Origin of the sequence: Nocardia macrotermitis (assembly GCF_009604405.1) — a bacterium.
Taxonomy (GTDB): Bacteria; Actinomycetota; Actinomycetes; order Mycobacteriales; family Mycobacteriaceae; genus Nocardia; species Nocardia macrotermitis.
The window spans coordinates 40,904-57,463 of sequence record NZ_WEGK01000023.1; the positions used below are offsets into that span (position 1 = coordinate 40,904).

General features: G+C 67.6%; 14 protein-coding genes and 1 tRNA gene. 3 read left to right on the top strand and 12 right to left on the bottom strand.

Features of this window, described 5'->3' with window-relative positions; all coding sequences use genetic code 11:
- Positions 1-49 precede the first annotated feature (49 nt).
- Positions 50-1,195: a GTP-binding protein gene (locus tag NRB20_RS34065; RefSeq protein WP_319945760.1), complete on the bottom strand. Its 1,146-nt coding sequence runs from the start codon at positions 1,193-1,195 to the stop codon at positions 50-52.
- A gap of 72 nt (positions 1,196-1,267) precedes the next feature.
- Here NRB20_RS34065 and thiD point away from each other — a divergent pair, with 72 nt between their 5' ends.
- Entirely contained in the window at positions 1,268-2,116 is an 849-nt protein-coding gene (gene thiD, locus NRB20_RS34070) for a bifunctional hydroxymethylpyrimidine kinase/phosphomethylpyrimidine kinase (RefSeq protein WP_319945761.1), read from the top strand.
- A gap of 117 nt (positions 2,117-2,233) precedes the next feature.
- A complete protein-coding gene (locus NRB20_RS34075) occupies positions 2,234-3,481 on the top strand; it encodes a bifunctional glycosyltransferase family 2/GtrA family protein (protein ID WP_153415532.1) in 1,248 nt (415 codons plus the stop codon).
- A 75-nt stretch (positions 3,482-3,556) separates the two neighbouring features.
- Here NRB20_RS34075 and NRB20_RS34080 read toward each other — a convergent pair.
- The 8 genes from NRB20_RS34080 to NRB20_RS34115 all read right to left on the bottom strand — a co-directional run bounded on the left by NRB20_RS34080 (position 3,557) and on the right by NRB20_RS34115 (position 12,969).
- Positions 3,557-3,629 (bottom strand) — tRNA-Glu (locus tag NRB20_RS34080).
- A 105-nt stretch (positions 3,630-3,734) separates the two neighbouring features.
- On the bottom strand, positions 3,735-4,364 hold the full coding sequence (locus NRB20_RS34085; RefSeq protein ID WP_153415533.1) for a TetR/AcrR family transcriptional regulator: 630 nt from the start codon (positions 4,362-4,364) through the stop codon (positions 3,735-3,737).
- Positions 4,365-4,370: 6 nt separating this feature from the next.
- Positions 4,371-5,159: an enoyl-CoA hydratase family protein gene (locus NRB20_RS34090; protein ID WP_153415534.1), complete on the bottom strand. Its 789-nt coding sequence runs from the start codon at positions 5,157-5,159 to the stop codon at positions 4,371-4,373.
- 9 nt (positions 5,160-5,168) lie between these two features.
- A complete protein-coding gene (locus NRB20_RS34095) occupies positions 5,169-6,332 on the bottom strand; it encodes an acyl-CoA dehydrogenase family protein (RefSeq protein ID WP_153415535.1) in 1,164 nt (387 codons plus the stop codon).
- Positions 6,329-8,386, bottom strand: coding sequence for an acetyl/propionyl/methylcrotonyl-CoA carboxylase subunit alpha (locus tag NRB20_RS34100; protein WP_153415536.1), 2,058 nt, complete (start codon positions 8,384-8,386; stop codon positions 6,329-6,331). The genes NRB20_RS34095 and NRB20_RS34100 overlap by 4 nt, the downstream gene beginning before the upstream one ends.
- Before the next feature lie 8 nt (positions 8,387-8,394).
- Entirely contained in the window at positions 8,395-9,993 is a 1,599-nt protein-coding gene (locus NRB20_RS34105; RefSeq protein WP_153415537.1) for an acyl-CoA carboxylase subunit beta, read from the bottom strand.
- Positions 9,990-11,138 (bottom strand): acyl-CoA dehydrogenase family protein, encoded by a 1,149-nt coding sequence (locus NRB20_RS34110; protein ID WP_319945771.1) that lies wholly within the window; start codon positions 11,136-11,138, stop codon positions 9,990-9,992. The genes NRB20_RS34105 and NRB20_RS34110 overlap by 4 nt, the downstream gene beginning before the upstream one ends.
- A gap of 115 nt (positions 11,139-11,253) precedes the next feature.
- Entirely contained in the window at positions 11,254-12,969 is a 1,716-nt protein-coding gene (locus NRB20_RS34115; protein ID WP_153415539.1) for an acyclic terpene utilization AtuA family protein, read from the bottom strand.
- Between the two features lie 278 nt (positions 12,970-13,247).
- Between NRB20_RS34115 and NRB20_RS34120 the strand changes: the two genes are divergently transcribed.
- Positions 13,248-13,406, top strand: coding sequence for a hypothetical protein (locus tag NRB20_RS34120; RefSeq protein ID WP_153415540.1), 159 nt, complete (start codon positions 13,248-13,250; stop codon positions 13,404-13,406).
- 3 nt (positions 13,407-13,409) lie between these two features.
- On the opposite strand, the gene NRB20_RS34125 is transcribed toward NRB20_RS34120, so the two are convergent.
- The 3 genes from NRB20_RS34125 to NRB20_RS34135 form a co-directional block, all read right to left on the bottom strand.
- Positions 13,410-14,258: an adenylate/guanylate cyclase domain-containing protein gene (locus NRB20_RS34125; protein WP_454786554.1), complete on the bottom strand. Its 849-nt coding sequence runs from the start codon at positions 14,256-14,258 to the stop codon at positions 13,410-13,412.
- Positions 14,259-14,766: 508 nt separating this feature from the next.
- On the bottom strand, positions 14,767-15,585 hold the full coding sequence (locus tag NRB20_RS34130; protein WP_153415541.1) for an ABC transporter permease: 819 nt from the start codon (positions 15,583-15,585) through the stop codon (positions 14,767-14,769).
- Positions 15,585-16,556: an ABC transporter ATP-binding protein gene (locus NRB20_RS34135; RefSeq protein WP_153415542.1), complete on the bottom strand. Its 972-nt coding sequence runs from the start codon at positions 16,554-16,556 to the stop codon at positions 15,585-15,587. Before NRB20_RS34135 ends, NRB20_RS34130 begins: the two co-directional genes overlap by 1 nt.
- Positions 16,557-16,560: the final 4 nt, after the last annotated feature.

Sequence of the window (16,560 nt, forward strand, 5' to 3'; positions counted from 1 at the left end):
GCCCGGTCAGCGACCGGGATCTAGGCGGTGAAATGCGTGAACATGCCCCTCATGCGTGTTCGTGCATCTCACCCCAGGACGGGAACGGATCGGCGTAGTGCGCCCAGCTGCGCGGTCCGGCGGCGAGCTCGGCGTCGGTGAGCAGGGCGGCGTTGAGCAGGTCGCGGATGTGCGGGCGGTTCAGCCGGACGCCGATGAAGACGAGTTCCTGACCGGGCGGCATATCGAGTGCGGTCCAGTACGCGGCGGCCTCGAAGGTGAGGTTCGGGCCCGCCTGCGACCAGAGGGCGGCGACTTCGGGGCGGCTCGCCAGCCAGAAGAAACCTTTACTGCGCAGCAGCCTGTTCAGTTGTGCGAGAACGGCTTCCAGGCGTTCGGGGTGGAACGGGCGGTCGGCGGTGAAGGTCAGACTGCTGATGCCGTACTCCTCGGTCTCCGGAGTGTGTCCACCGGCGAGTTCGTCCTCCCAGCCGTCGAACTGGGCGGCGATATCGGGGTTGTAGCGGCCGGTGCCGAGCACCTCGCTCAACTCGACGACGCCGTGCGCCGAACGCACCACGCGCGCGGCCGGATTGAGCCGCTTGATCGTCGCCTCCACGGTGCCCACCGCGTTCGCGCTGACCAGATCGGTCTTGTTGAGCACCAACACATTCGCGAATTCGACCTGATCGATGAGCAGGTCGGCGATGGTGCGTTCGTCGCCCTGCGCGGCCTGCATGTCCCGGTCCGCGAGGGCCTGGCCCTTCACCACCTCGGCCAGGAAGGTGGACGCGTCCACCACGGTCACCATGGTGTCCAGCCGCGCGATGTCGCCGAGCCGGAAACCGTCCTCGAACTCCCACTCGAAGGTGGCCGCGACCGGCATCGGTTCGGAGATTCCGGTCGACTCGATCACCAGCTGATCGAAACGCCCCTCGCGGGCCAGCGCGCCGACCGATTCGATCAGATCCTCGCGCAACGTGCAGCAGATGCAGCCGTTGGTGAGTTCGACCAGTTTCTCCTGCGTCCGATCCAGGCTCGCCTGGCCCGCGACCAGGGCCGCGTCGATGTTCACCTCGCTCATATCGTTCACGATCACCGCGACGCGGCGGCCCTCGCGATTGGCCAGGATGTGGTTGAGCAGGGTCGTCTTGCCCGCGCCGAGGAATCCGGAGAGCACGGTCACGGGCAGCGGAACGTTCGTCGATGCGGTCACAAGCTAATGATAATCGTTTTCATTAGATCGGTGCGCGGCGGGGTCCGAACCGCCGCGACGTACTGTGCAGATGTGGAACTCCTGCCGCTGACACCCGACGGCCGCACGCCGGTGCGTGCGCTGACCATCGCCGGCACCGATTCCGGTGGCGGCGCGGGCATTCAGGCCGATTCGCGCACGATGGCCCTGCTGGGCGTGCACGCCTGCGTCGCCGTCGCGGCGGTGACGGTGCAGAATTCGGTGGGCGTCAGCGGATTTCACGAGATCCCGGCCGAGACGGTCGCCGCCCAGGTGCGCGCGGTGGTGAGCGATATCGGCATCGGCGCGGCCAAGACCGGCATGCTCGCCTCGACCGCCATCATCGAGGCCGTCGCGGGCGTGTGCCGAGAGTTGGGCATCGGGCGGGACGGGCACATCCCGCTGGTGGTCGATCCGGTCGCGGCCTCCATGCACGGCGATCCGCTGCTGCACGCCGAGGCGCTGGATGCGTTGCGGCACACGCTGATTCCGTGCGCGACGCTGGTCACCCCGAATCTGGACGAGGTGCGGCTGCTCACCGGAATCGACGTCGTCGACGACCGCACGGCGCGCAAGGCCGCCGAGGCGCTGCACGGGCTGGGGCCGCGCTGGGCGATCGTCAAGGGCGGCCATCTGCGGTCCTCGGCGACCAGCACCGATCTGCTGTACGACGGCGACACCTTCACCGAGCTGTCCGCCCCGCGCATCGCCACCGGTAACGACCACGGCGGCGGCGACACCCTGGCCGCGGCCACCGCCTGCGCGCTCGCGCACGGGTACACCGTGCCCGAGGCGGTGGAATTCGCGAAGGAGTGGACCCGGCGCTGCCTGGCCGCCTCCTACGATCTGGGCGCGGGCCACGGCCCGGTCTCACCGCTGTGGCGGCTGCATTCCCAGGATTGAGGAGACCGAATATTCTTTGTTGGAAACCTCGATCGCGCAACCCCGGCGGCCACTCTCCCAGCAATCTCCCAGCTCTGCCGCAGCGATAACCAAGGCTGGTCCTCAACCGTTGACCCCATGACCGACACCGCGACGGCCGCGCACGAGTGCGATCCGGACGACGCCGTAGTGACCCCCGTCCTGGATGTGGTGATCCCGGTCTACAACGAGGAGCGTGATCTGGGCATCTGTGTGCGTCGGCTGCGCGCGTTCCTCGATGACGGTTTCCCGTTCAGCGCGCGGATCACCATCGCGGACAACGCGTCCACCGACAGTACGCTGGCCGTCGCGCACGCGCTGGCCGACGAACTCGACGACGTGCAGGTGGTGCATCTGGACCGCAAGGGTCGCGGGCGCGCGCTGCGGGCGGTCTGGGAGGCGTCCGACGCGCAGGTCGTCGCGTACATGGATGTGGATCTGTCCACCGATCTCAACGCGCTGCTGCCGCTGGTCGCGCCGCTGGTGTCCGGGCATTCGGATCTGGCGATCGGCACCCGGCTGGCGAAATCCTCGCGGGTGGTGCGCGGGCCCAAACGCGAATTCATCTCCCGCTCGTACAACCTGATCCTGAAAGCCTCACTGCAAGCACGGTTTTCGGACGCGCAGTGCGGTTTCAAGGCGATGCGCACCGACGTCGGGCAGCTGGTGCTGCCGCTGGTGCAGGACGGTGAGTGGTTCTTCGACACCGAACTGCTCGTCATCGCCGAACGCGCCGGGCTGCGGATCCACGAGGTGCCGGTCGACTGGATCGATGATCCGAATTCGAGCGTGCACATCATCGATACCGCGCGCAAGGATCTGCGCGGGATCTGGCGGCTCGGGCGAGCCCTGGCGACCGGGCGGCTGCCGATCAACGAGCTGCGGGCCGCGATCGGGCGGGAGCCGCTGGTGGAGGGGGTGCCGCTGGGGATGGTCGGGCAGCTGGTGCGGTTCGGGATCGTCGGGGTGGTCTCGACGCTCGCGTACATGGTGCTGTATCTGCTGTTGCAGCCGCTGACGGGCGCGCAGGCGGCGAATTTCCTGGCGTTGCTGATCACGGCGGTCGGTAATACGACGGCGAATCGGGCGTTCACGTTCGGGGTGCGCGGGTCGAGCAAGGCCGTGTCGCATCAGGTGCAGGGGCTGTTGATCTTCATCTTCACCTGGTGCCTGACCAGCGGGTCGCTGTTCGCGCTGCATCACTGGGCACCCGGGGCGGCGGTGCATCTGCAACTGTTCGTGCTGGTCGTGGCGAATCTGGTGGCGACGTTGATCCGGTTCATCGGGTTGCGCTGGGTGTTCCGGAATGCGGTCGGCGGTTCGCAGCCCGCGGAGAGCATTACGTAACACTCGGATTCGCCTGCGCGCCAAGGTGATTCGTGGGGAATGAGAAAGCCGCGCACGTAGCGCGGCTTCTCGACGTAGCCCCGACGGGATTTGAACCCGCGCTACCGCCTTGAGAGGGCGGCGTCCTAGGCCGCTAGACGACGGGGCCAGGAACTTCGAATCCGGTGAACCGGAACCTGAGCAGTTTATCCACCCCGCGCGTTCTCGCCAAATCCGGTGCTCAGGCTCACACGCGCGGATGGGTCGCGGCAGCTCAGCGCGGGGCGTGCAGGGCCATGTGCAGGGTGGCCGCCCACTGGTGGACGATCTGTTTGCGGCGGGCCGAGTCGTCGGTGAGGACGTCGGCGAGGCCGAGGCCGCGGGCCATGTCGAGGGTGGCCTGGACCAGGTGGTGGGCGACGGGGTCGGCGTCGTCGACGCCGAGGGCCTCGACCGCCAGCCGGTGCGAGACGCGGCCGAAGCGGGCCTCGAGCGGGACGATGCGTTCGCGCAGCGCCGGATCGGCGGCGGCGTGGGTCCACACCTGCAGGGCCGCCTTGAACAGCGCGGTCGTATAGGACTCGACCAACTGCGCCACCACTGCCTCGGTGCGGGCCGGATCCTGCGCGGCGGTGTGCGCCGAGGCCGAGCGGAACGCCGCCGCCTCGGCCTTGGAATGCTCCATCCGAATGTCGAACATGTACTCGAGCGCGGCGGTGATCAGATCCTCGCGGGTCGGGAAATGATGTTGGGCCGCACCGCGGGACACCCCGGCACGCTCGGCCACCACGGCGACGGTGGCTGCCGCCCAACCGGTTTCGGCCAGCGTGTCGATGGTCGATTCGAGCAGCCGCAGCCGGGTGGCCCGGCTGCGGTCCTGCTTGGGTTCGTGCGGGGTAGCCATGACTGGCTATTCTGCCCAGTTGGGCGGGCGGCGCTCGAAGAAGGCCGTCATACCCTCGATGACCTCGGGCGTTCCGAAATAGGACGCCGAGCGTTTCGCCAACTCCTCGGCGGAACGGTCGAATTCGGCGAGCAGGGCGGCGTTCACCAGGCGCTTGCCCTCGGCGAGGCCCTGCGGGGAGCTCTTGCGGAGTTCGGCGCGGAGGCGGTTCACCTCTGTCGCAGCGTCTTCCGCCGCGACGGTGATCAGGCCGATGCGTTCGGCTTCCGCGGCATCGAAGGTTTCGCCGGTCTGGTAGTAGCGCGCGGCCGAGCGGGAGGTCGTGCGGGGCAGCAGGGTCAGCGAAATCATGAAGGGGGCCAAGCCGATTCGTGCCTCGGTCAGGGCGAAGGTGCTGGACGGTCCGGCCACCGCGATGTCGCAGGCGGCCAGAATGCCCATGCCGCCCGCGCGGACGTTGCCGTTCACCTGTGCCACAACGGGTTTCGGGAGCACGAGAATGTCGCGCAGGACACGGATCATCCAGCGGGTTCGGATGTCCGCCGCCGCGGCGGGGTCGGCGTCCAGGGCTTCCTTGAGATCCGCACCGGCGCAGAAGGTATTGCCGGTGTGGGTCAGGACGACGCCGCGCGCGGAATCGTCGGCGGCGGCGCGTTCCAGGCCCGCCAGGAGTTCCTGGACCAGGCGGGCGGACAGCGCGTTGCGGTTGCGCGGGGAGTCCAGGGTGAGGACGGCGAATCCGTCGCTCACCTCGTAGTGCACGAAAGGCGCATCGGCACTTGGAGTTTCGGTCATGCGAACCCCTCAGTAGGACCTGGGCAGGCCCAGCGAATGCTGGGAGACGAAGTTCAGGATCATCTCGCGGCTGACCGGCGCGACGCGCGCGATACGGGCCGCGGCCAGCATGCCGGCCAGGCCGACGTCGCGGGTCAGACCCGAACCGCCGTGCGTCTGGATGGCCTGGTCCAACGCCTTGATACTCGCCTCCGCCGCAGCGTATTTCGCCATGTTCGCCGCCTCGGCCGCACCGAAGTCGTCGCCCGAGTCGTACAGCACCGCGGCCTTCTGCATCATCAGCTTGGCCAGTTCGAGTTCGATCTTCACCTGGGCGAGCGGATGCGAAAGTCCTTGGTGCGCACCGATCGGCACGCCCTTCCACACCGCGCGTTCCTTGGCGTACTCGATCGCGCGATCGATGGCGTAGCGGCCCATGCCCACCGCCATGGCCGCGCCCATGATGCGCTCGGGATTCAGGCCCGCAAACAGCTGCGCGATGGCCGCGTCCTCCTGGCCGACCAGGGCACTGGCGGGCAGCCGCACATCGTCCAGGAACAGCGTGAACTGGTTGTCCGGCTCGATGATGTCCATCTCCTGCGCCGTCTTGACCAGGCCGGGAGCGTCGGTCGGGACGATGAACAGGGCGGGCTGGAGGTTACCGGTCTTGGCGTTCTCGGTGCGGGCCACGATCAGCACCGCCTCGGCCTGATCCACCCCGGAGATGAAGATCTTGCGGCCGTTGAGGATCCAGTCCTCGCCGTCGCGGCGGGCGGTGGTGGTGATCTTGTGCGAGTTCGATCCGGCGTCGGGTTCGGTGATGCCGAAGACCATCTTGGACGTGCCGTCGGCGAGGCGGGTGAGCCAGTACTTCTTCTGGTCCTCGGTGCCGTACTTGGTGATGATCGTGCCGCAGATGGCCGGGGAGACCACCATCAGCAGCAGGCCGCAGCCGCGCGCGGAGAGTTCCTCCTGCACCAGGGCCAGTTCGTAGATGCCCGCGCCGCCACCGCCATACTGCTCGGGCAGGTTCACCCCGAGGAAGCCGAGTTTGCCTGCCTCGGACCACAATTCGTCGTACGGCTCGTTGCGGCGGGCCTTGGGTCCGGCGTAGTCGCGGAAGTTGTACTTCTCGGCCAGGGCGGCCACCGCGGCGCGCAGCGCCTTCTGCTCCTCGGATTCGATGAAACTCATTCGGCTACTCCTTCGCTGGGGGTGGCATCCGCGCTGCGGACGACGGCGAGTACCGCGCCGACCTCTACCTGTTGGCCTGCAACGACATTCAGTTCGGCGAGCACGCCCGCGGCGGGGGCGGCGATGGTGTGTTCCATCTTCATCGCCTCCAGCCACAGGATCGGCTGACCCTTCTCGACCCGGTCGCCCGCCTGTGCGCCGAGGCGGATGACCGCGCCGGGCATGGGGGCCAGCAGGGAGCCCTCTGCCACGTGATCGGCCGGGTCCTCGAAGCGTGGGAGGCGTTTCACCGCTACCGGGCCCAGTGCGGAGTCGATCGCGACGAGGTCGTCGTAGCGGGCGATGTCGAAACGTCGGCGGACCCGGCCGCGCTCGCCGGGGACGGACAGGGTGACCGAATCCGGTGTGGCCTCGATCAATTCGAGTCCCTCGAAACCGTCGACCGCGAGGCCCGTGCGGGTGAGGCGGTAGCGGATCTCGTGTTTGCCGGTGATGCGGGACTCGTAGGATTTGGACTGGGGTTGGGAGGGAAGATTGCGCCAGCCGCTGGGCAGGCCCGCGCCGATGCGGACCTTCGCACGATTCGCCGCCGCGTCGGACAGGGCCGCCGCCACGATCGAGAGCTTCTCGTCCGACTCGGAAACCAGAGGGGCGGAAAGCTTTTCGATGTCGTGTGTGGCGAAGAACGCGGTGTCGGTATCGCCCGCGAGGAAGGCCGGGTGGCGCAGCACACGGACCAGCAGATCGCGGTTGGTGACCAGGCCGTGGATCTTCGCGCGTTGCAGTGCCGAGGCGAGCAGATGTGCTGCCTCGTCACGGGTTTCGGCGTAGGAGATCACCTTGGACAGCATCGGGTCGTAGTGCACGCCGACCACCGAGCCGTCGACCACGCCGGTGTCCAGGCGGACGCCGGGCTCGGTCAGGACCGTGAATTCGCCTGTGGTGCCGGGGATGTCGAGCTTGTGGACCGGGCCGCTCTGGGGCTGCCAATCCTGTGCCGGATCCTCCGCGTAGAGGCGCACCTCGATGGAGTGGCCGCGCAGGCCGGGCTGCCGAGCGGGCAGCGGACGGCCCGCCGCCACCTGCAACTGCAATCGGACCAGGTCCAGGCCGGTGACCTGCTCGGTGACCGGATGTTCCACTTGCAGACGGGTATTCATCTCCAGGAAGAAGAAATCACCCCGCTCGTCGGCGAGGAATTCGACCGTGCCCGCACCCTCGTAACCGATCGCCTCCGAGGCCAGTCGCGCGGCGGTGAACAACCGCTCGCGCATGCCGTCCATCTTCTCCACCAGCGGTGAGGGCGCTTCCTCGACGACCTTCTGGTGCCGTCGCTGGATGGAACATTCGCGCTCACCCACCGCCCACACCGTACCGTGCGTATCCGCCATGACCTGCACTTCGATGTGCCGTCCGGTCTCGAGATAGCGCTCGCAGAACACGGTCGGATCGCCGAAGGCGGATTCGGCCTCGCGGCGCGCGGCCTCGAGTTGCGGGGCCAGATCGGCCACCTCGCGCACTACCCGCATGCCACGACCGCCGCCGCCCGCGGAGGCTTTGATCAGCACGGGCAGCAGGTCGGGAGTGACCTCGGCCGGATCGAGCTGCTTCAGCACCGGAACTCCGGCCGCGTCCATCATCTTCTTGGACTCCACCTTGGAGCCCATCTGCTCGATGGCCGCGACGGGCGGGCCGATCCAGGTCAGCCCCGCCTCCTGCACGGCGCGCGCGAATCCGGCGTTCTCGGAAAGGAATCCGTAGCCGGGATGGATCGCGTCGGCACCGGCGGCCAGGGCGGCCTCGATGATCAGTTCACCGCGCAGGTAGGTCTCGGCCGGGGTGTTGCCAGGTAGCCGGACGGCCGAATCTGCCTCCGCCACATGGGGAGAGTGCGCGTCGGCATCGGAATACACTGCCGTGGTGGCGATTCCCATCCGGCGGCAGGTCGCGAAGACGCGCCGGGCGATCTCCCCGCGATTGGCGACCAGGACGTTCGCTAGCCCACCCGTCGCCCGACCACCACCCCTCACCGAATCACTGCGTGATGCTGTCATAATTCGCCTCACATCCGGAAGACGCCGAACCCAGCGGCGCCTTCGATCGGGGCATTGTGGATGGCGGACAACGCCATTCCCAGTACCGTGCGGGTGTCGCGGGGGTCGATGACGCCGTCGTCGTACAGGCGTCCCGACATGAACATGGGCAGTGATTCGGCCTCGATCTGCGCCTCGATCATCGCGCGCATCCCCTTGTCGGCCTCCTCGTCGAAGGGCATGCCCCGGGACTCGGCGGCCGCGCGGCCCACGATCGAGATGACGCCCGCCAATTGCGCACCGCCCATGACGGCGGATTTCGCACTGGGCCAGGCGAATACGAAACGCGGGTCGTAGGCCCGGCCGCACATGCCGTAGTGGCCCGCGCCGTAGGACGCGCCCATCAGCACCGAGATGTGCGGCACCTTCGAATTGGAGACCGCGTTGATCATCATCGCGCCGTGCTTGATGATGCCCTTCTGCTCGTACTCCTTGCCGACCATGTAGCCGGTTGTGTTGTGCAGGAACAACAGTGGCGTATCGGACTGGTTCGCCAGCTGGATGAACTGCGCGGCCTTCTGCGCCTCCTCGGAGAACAGCACGCCACGCGCGTTGGCGAGAATGCCGATCGGATAGCCGTGCAGCTCGGCCCATCCGGTCACCAGGCTCGACCCGTAGAGCGGTTTGAACTCGTCGAAATCCGAACCGTCGACCACGCGGGCGATGACCTCGCGCGGATCGAACGGGATCTTCAGATCGGTCGGCACGATGCCGAGCAGTTCGTCCTGGTCGTACCGCGGTTCGACGACCTCGGCCCGGGGCGCGGGGCCGCGCTTGGTCCAGTTGAGCCGCTTGACGATCGAGCGGCCCAGGCGGATCGCGTCCTGTTCGTCGGTGGCCAGATAGTCGGCCAGACCCGAGACGCGCGCGTGCATTTCCGCGCCGCCGAGGGATTCGTCGTCGGACTCCTCACCGGTGGCCATCTTCACCAGCGGCGGGCCACCGAGGAACACCTTGGAGCGTTCCTTGATCATGACCGTGTAGTCCGACATGCCGGGGATGTACGCGCCACCGGCGGTGGAGTTGCCGAAAACCAGTGCGATGGTGGGGATTCCGGCCGCCGACAGCCGGGTCAGGTCGCGGAACATGCGACCGCCGGGGACGAAGACCTCCTTCTGCGTCGGCAGATCCGCGCCGCCGGATTCGACCAGGCCGATGACCGGGAGGCGGTTCTCCAGCGCGATATCGTTCATGCGCAGGTTCTTTCGCAACGTCCACGGGTTCGAGGTGCCGCCGCGCACGGTCGGATCGGGGGCGACGATCATGCATTCGACGCCCTCCACGATCCCGATGCCCGCGATAACGCTTGCGCCCACGTGGAATTCGCTGCCCCAGGCCGCGAGGGGGGCCAGTTCCAGGAACGGCGAATCCTCGTCGATGAGCAGTTCGATGCGTTCGCGCGCGGTCAGCTTGCCGCGCTTGCGATGCCGGGCCAGCTTGTCCGGGCCGCCACCGGCGATGTTCTTCGCGTATTCGGCCTCGACCTCGGCCAGTTTCGTCGTCATGGCCTCGGCGGCGGCCACGTAATCCGCCGACGCCGCATCCAGTGTGCTACGCAGAATGCTCAAGACTGGAACCCCAATCGCTTGGCCGCGAGGCTGGTCAGGATCTCGTTCGTGCCACCGCCGATGCCGAGGATGCGCACGTCCCGATAATGCCGCTCGACCTCGGACTCGCGCATGTAGCCGAGTCCACCGAACAGCTGAACCGCCTGGTGCGCAACCCATTCCGCGGTTTCCACGGCGGTGTTCTTGGCGAAGCACACCTCCGCGATCAGATCGGTGTCGCCCGCCGCCGCCCGCTCGACCACGTGGTGGGTGTACACCCGCGCGATGTCGATCCGGCGTGCCATCTCCGACAACGTGTTCTGCACCGCCTGGCGGCTGATCAGCGGGCGACCGAAGGTCTCCCGATCCCGGCACCATTGCAGGGTCAGATCCAGGCAGCGCTGCGCATGTCCGTACGCCTGCGCGGACAGCCCCACCCGCTCACTCACGAATGCCTGTGCGATCTGGGCGAATCCGCTGTTCTCGACGCCGACCAGATTCGACACCGGTACGCGCGCATCGACATACGAGAGTTCGGCGGTGTCCGAGGCCAGCCAGCCCATCTTCTCCAGCTTGCGGCTGACGGTGAAACCTGGCGTGCCCTTCTCCACCACGAGCAGCGAAACACCCGCCGCGCCAGCGCCTCCCGTGCGCACGGCGGTGACCACATAGTCCGCGCGCACGCCGGAGGTGATGAACGTCTTCGAGCCGTTCACCACGTAGTCGTCGCCGTCGCGCACGGCGGTGGTGCGCAGATGTCCGACGTCCGAGCCGCCGCTGGGTTCGGTGATGGCCAGTGAGCCGATCTTCTCCCCCGCCAGTGTCGGTTTCACCCAGCGGTCGATCTGCTCGGTGTTCCCGGCCGCGATGAGGTGCGGGACAGCGATTCCGCAGGTGAACAGCGAAGCGAAGACGCCGCCCGAACTGCCCGCGTAATGCATTTCCTCGCAGACGATCGCGGCGTCGAGGCCGTCACCGCCGGAGCCGCCGACGGACTCGGGGAACTGGATGCCCAGCAGGCCCAGCGCGCCCGCCTTCTTGTGCAACTCGCGCGGGATCTCACCGGCGCGTTCCCACTCGTCCAGATTGGGCAGTACCTCGCGTTCGGCGAAACCTCTTACGGTGGAACGTAGTTCGCGCCGCTCAGGTGTTTCCCAAGGGTTCACATAGGTCATCGTTGCGTCCTCCCGGGCCTGCACCAGCGCCCTCCTCGGTGACACCCCGCCGCTTCCCGCGGGCGTCGACTGTTCATGACTGATGTCCCCTCGGCTGCGCGATTGCTCATGGCAGCAGTTCCACGGGGATATCGATGTGCCGGGCCCGGAGCCATTCCCCGAGCCCCTTGGCCTGCGGATCGAAGCGGGCCTGATAGGCCACGCCCTCGCCGAGCAGGTCCTCGACGATGAAGTTCAATGCCCGCAGATTCGGCAGCACGTGCCGGGTGACGGTCAGTTTCGCGGTTTCGGGGAGTAGCTCGCGCAAGGTGTCGACGGTCAAAGTCTGTGCCAGCCAGGCGAATTGGTCGTCGGTGCGGACCCAGACGCCGATATTGGCGTTGCCGCCCTTGTCGCCGGAGCGGGCCATGGCGATGGTTCCCAGCGGTTTGCGTTCGGTCTCACCGGATGAAATGAACCGGGGCACAGCGGGTTCGGGGACATCCGCGAGTTCCAGGGTCTCGGCAGCGGGCAGGATGGCGACCTCGTCGCCGTCGGGCAGCACCGCGACGTGCGGCACCTGCCCGGCATCCACATAGCCCGCCGTGAACACCCCGTACGGGCCGCCGTTTCCCGGCGGCGCGGTCAGCGTGAATCCCGGATAGCTCGCCAACGCCAATTCCACTGCCACACTGGAGAATGCGCGACCGACCTTGTTCGGATCCGGATCGCGGACCACGCAGCGCAGCAGCGCGCTACCCTGCTCCTCGGTCTCCGGGTCGGGCCGGTCCAGGCGGCTCAGGGTCCAGTCGAGTTCGGCCGGACGCACCGCCAGCCACGATTCCAGCTGACGTCGCGCGAGTGCGGCCTTGGCCTCGATGTCCAAACCGGTGAGGATGAAGGTCATCTCGTTGCGGAAGCCGCCGATGGTGTTGAGCGAGACCTTGGTTCGCGGCGGCGGGGCCTCGCCGGTCACGGCATCGATCAACACTCGGTCCGGACTCTGTTGGCTCAGCCGGATACTGTCCAGCCGAGTAGTCACATCCGGTCCCGCGTAACGCGCGCTCTGGATCTCGTACATCAGTTGCGCGGCAACGGTATCCACGGTGACCGCGCCGTCGGTCCCGTCGTGTTTGGTGATGACGCTGCTGCCGTCCCGCCGCACCTCCGCGATCGGGAATCCCGGACGCCCCAGATCGCCGAGTTCGGTGAAGAACGCGAAATTGCCGCCGGTGGCCTGGGTTCCGCATTCGATCACGTGTCCCGCCACCACCGCACCGGCCAGCGCGTCGTAATCCGTACGCCCCCAACCGAAATGGGCCGCCGCCGGTCCGACCACCAGCGAGGCGTCGGTGACCCGCCCGGTCACCACCACATCCGCGCCCGCGTGCAATGCCTCCGCGATACCCCACGCCCCGAGATACGCGTTGGCGGTCAGCGGCGATCCGAGTTCGAGTTCGCTCGCCCGCGGCAGCAGATCGTCCCCGGCCACGTACGCGACTTTCGTTGCCAGCCCGAGCTTTTCGGACAACTCCCGAACCCGCAGCGCCAACCCCGCCGGATTCAGCCCGCCCGCGTTGGCGACGATCCGCACCCCGCGCTCGAGCGCCGTCCCGAGACTGTCCTGCAACTGCCGCAGAAAGGTCTTGGCGTACCCCAGCGCGGGATCCTTCATCCGATCCCGCCCCAGGATCAACATGGTCAACTCGGCCAGATAATCCCCGGTCAGCACGTCGAGCTGCCCACCGTCGAGCATCTCTCGCATCGCCCCGGCCCGATCCCCGTAAAACCCGGAACAGTTCCCGATCCGGATGACCTCCGCATCGCGCGCCAATCCGCCCATCAGCCTGCCGCCTCCCAACCTGAGCCGCGCCTACGGCGTCCTCGCCGCACCGCCTACAGCGTCACATCTCCCCGAGAAAAAATCAAGCATGAGTGCTTGTTATGTGCACTCCCCCCCGCCACCGACCTGGTCAGCGGACCCCGAGGCCGATTCTTCTCCTCCGCGACACCATTCAGCCGGGAATTGCCCACCTCGCGGACATCGGGCGATCGCACGGATACGGGGCTCTTCGGGGGGGCCGCGGCCCTGCACGACACAGCGGAGGCCAAGATGGCAGGGTGTCGCACTCCCTGATCGTGGTCGTCCTGTTGGCCCTCGCCGGTTTCCTGATCGGCGGGGCCTTCACCACCTGGCGCAACGGCGGTCGGTTCGTCGGCGCCATCCTCGGCGTCTGCGCGGTGTTGGCGGTGGTCGGGGCGGTGTTGTGGTGGCGATGAAGGTCAGATGCCGTCGAGGCGGAAGATCTTCAGGTCCTCCGGGACGCCGCTGAGGGGTGCGGCGAACAGGCCGCGGCGGTAGGGCTTGACGGTGCAGCCCAGGTCGTCGAGGGTTTCCGGGCGCAGGGCGTCCAGGGTGGTCTGGGAGATCATGGTGTTGCCGTTGCCGCCGGCCTCCATCACGCGCGCGGCGATGGTGACGTCGACGCCCAGCCAGTCGCCGCCGATCTCGCGTGGTGAGCCGGTGTGCAGGCCGATCCGCATCTGCGGCCGGTAATTCGGCACATCCAACGCCGTCAACTGCCGTTTCGCGGCGATCGCGGCGCGCACGGCGGCATCGGGACTCAGGAAGACCGCCATCACGCCGTCACCCATGCGCTTGATCACCCGGCCGCCGCGATCCACGATCGGCGGTTCGATCGCCGTCGCGACCCGGCGCAGGAAATCCAGCGTCGCCTCGTCCCCGGCCGTAAGCGACCAGCGGGAGAACGACACCAGATCGGTGAACATCACAGTTATCGGCTCGCTACCTTTTCCGCGGCCGACCCGTTCCAACATCGCCTGCCAGACCTGCAGGGCGCCGAGGCCGATCTCCTTGGCCGCGCTGGGCGAATCGCCGACGAGTTTGTCCGCCGCGCGCGCCACCGCCTGCGGTCCGCCGGGACCCGACACCGACAGCGGATCGCCGAAAGCCGGGTCACCGGGCAGGTTTTCGCGCGCCTTGCGAATCACGCCGATCAGATCCCTGCGCTGATTCGCCGCGGACATCAGCGCGGACAGCTGTCCGGCACGCAGCCGCGCGCCCGATCGGCGGCCGTTCGGCTCGGCATCCACCGGTTCCAACGGAATCACCACGTCCGGGCCATTTTCCGCCGCTTGCCCGTCCGGCGATCGTCCGGCATCCACGGGTTCCTCACTCTCGCCGCCATCGCGCGCGGACTGCGGCTCGCCGGCACCGGCGGAATTTCCGGTATCGCCAGTGCGACGCGCTTTTTCGCCGTCGGCGGAGGAGGATTCACTCACGCCCAGAGCGTATCTCAGACGCCCTCCGGTGGGCAGATCGTCGATTATCGCCACCCCTTCACCTCTCTATCGGACGGAGCGAACACGGCACTGGGTCCGCCGATGGATAGGTTTGCTGCCACGATGCTACGCACCGGTATTTCACTCCGAAAGAGCTGTAAGGAACAGTTAACCGAGGATTTCCATCCGTCGAACGCACATCGGCCCGATGCGCGTAGGGGCGCATCGGGCCGATGAGGTCACGCCGAACGGGCAGTGCGCGACGTGACCGGGGTGCGGCGATCGCCCGACGCGATCGCCTCCCGCCCCGGGCAGCGAGGGAAGGCTCCCGGGGAGTTCAGGCGTCGCGCTTGTTCACCACGAACAGCGCCCCGCCGAAGATGATCGCCACGATGACCGCGAAGTAGACCAGCCCACCCCACGGCCCCCAGTGCCAGGGCAGATCGCCGCCACCGGCGGTCCCCAGGAAACGCCCGGCGTTCTGGAACGGCAGGAACACCTCGATATTGCGGCCGAGCTTGCCGAACGCGCCCACGATCGGCTCGATCAGCACCGGCCACACGATCAGCAGCGAGATCGCCCCGGCGGACTGCCGGATCAGCGCACCCACGCCGACCGACAGGAACACCACCAGCGCCACGAAGATCGGCACCGAATAGAACACGTGCGCGTCGCCGTGCGTCAGGCTCATGTTCCGGCCCGCGGCCTGCGACAGCATCAGCTTGAAGATGAAGAAGCTCAGGAAGGTCAGCACCACCGAGAGCACCGCCGCGGCCACCGCGATCAGCCCGGCCTTGGACAGCAGCACCAGGCTGCGGTTCGGCGCGGCCAGGAACGTCGCGCGGATGGTGCCGAAGCGGTACTCACTGGTGATCGCGAGCGCGGCCAGGATCATGATCATGATGTAGCCGAATCCGGGCATCCCCTGCGAGGCGCCGGTAATGCCCAGTCCCGCAATGGAATTCCCGGGCGCCGGATCCTCGGTGAGCATCGGATGCCCGGCCGCGGCCTGCCGGTGGTACTCGGTCACGCTGACGTTCACCAGCAGGCTGAACAGCGCCGCCATGCCGAGTGCGAACACGACCGTCAGCGCCGTGCACCACATGGGTGAGCGCGTCGAGGTGAGTTTGATCCGTTCCGCCGTCAATACGCCCATCAGAGCGCACCTCCCATCGCCTGATCGACGCCGCCGCCGTGGTACTGCACCGCACCACCGGTCAGCCGCATGAACGCCTCCTCGAGCGAAGCACGTTGCGGGGCAAGCTCATACAGCGTGATGCCGTTCGCGCCCGCCAATTCGCCCACGGCATCGCTGGTTTCGCCGAGCACCGTCAGCGCCGGGACCGGATCGACCGGACGACCGTCGGGGGTGAGGCGTTCGCTGCCGTCCTCGCGCACCGTCATCCCCTTCGAGGTGAGCAGGCTGCGCAGCTGATCCAACTGCGGACTGCGAACGCGCACAGTCGATTCCGAGGCACGTTCGATGAAATCGGCGGTGCTGGTGTCGGCGATGAGTTTGCCGCGGCCGATCACGATCAGATGATCGGCGGTCTGCGCCATCTCCGAGAGCAGGTGGCTGGAGACCAGCACGGTGCGGCCCTCCGCGGCCAGCCGCTGCATGAACCGGCGGATCCACAGGATGCCCTCCGGGTCCAGGCCGTTCACCGGCTCGTCGAACAGCAGGATTTCCGGATCGCCGAGCAGCGCCGCGGCCAGCCCCAGCCGCTGCGACATGCCGAGGGAGAAGCCGCCGGCCTTCTTGTCCGCCGTCTCGGCCAGCCCGACCAGCCGCAGCACCTCCTCCACCCGCGAGTCGGGCAGATCGTTCGAGGCCGCGAGCCAGCGCAGATGCGACCGCGCCGACCGATTCGGATGCACCCACTTCGCGTCGAGCAGCGCGCCGACGATGTGCAGCGGACGTTCCAGCTGCTGATACGGCTTCCCGTCGACCAGCGCCACACCGGCGGTCGGCCGGTCCAGCCCCAGGATCATCCGCATCGTGGTCGACTTCCCCGCACCGTTCGGGCCGAGGAATCCGGTCACCTGACCGGGCTCGACCTTGAAGGACAGATCGTCGACCGCGACGGTCGCGCCGAACCGTTTGGTCAAGCCCTTGACTTCGATCATGCGA

Excerpts from the sequence above, each read along its gene's own strand:
- NRB20_RS34075 (WP_153415532.1), top strand. The coding sequence starts at position 2,234 with ATGACCGACACCGCGACGGCCGCGCACGAGTGCGATCCGGACGACGCC.
- NRB20_RS34085 (WP_153415533.1), bottom strand. The coding sequence starts at position 4,364 with ATGGCTACCCCGCACGAACCCAAGCAGGACCGCAGCCGGGCCACCCGG.
- NRB20_RS34090 (WP_153415534.1), bottom strand. The coding sequence starts at position 5,159 with ATGACCGAAACTCCAAGTGCCGATGCGCCTTTCGTGCACTACGAGGTG.
- NRB20_RS34095 (WP_153415535.1), bottom strand. The coding sequence starts at position 6,332 with ATGAGTTTCATCGAATCCGAGGAGCAGAAGGCGCTGCGCGCCGCGGTG.
- NRB20_RS34100 (WP_153415536.1), bottom strand. The coding sequence starts at position 8,386 with ATGACAGCATCACGCAGTGATTCGGTGAGGGGTGGTGGTCGGGCGACG.
- NRB20_RS34115 (WP_153415539.1), bottom strand. The coding sequence starts at position 12,969 with ATGGGCGGATTGGCGCGCGATGCGGAGGTCATCCGGATCGGGAACTGT.
- NRB20_RS34130 (WP_153415541.1), bottom strand. The coding sequence starts at position 15,585 with ATGGGCGTATTGACGGCGGAACGGATCAAACTCACCTCGACGCGCTCA.
- NRB20_RS34135 (WP_153415542.1), bottom strand. The coding sequence starts at position 16,556 with ATGATCGAAGTCAAGGGCTTGACCAAACGGTTCGGCGCGACCGTCGCG.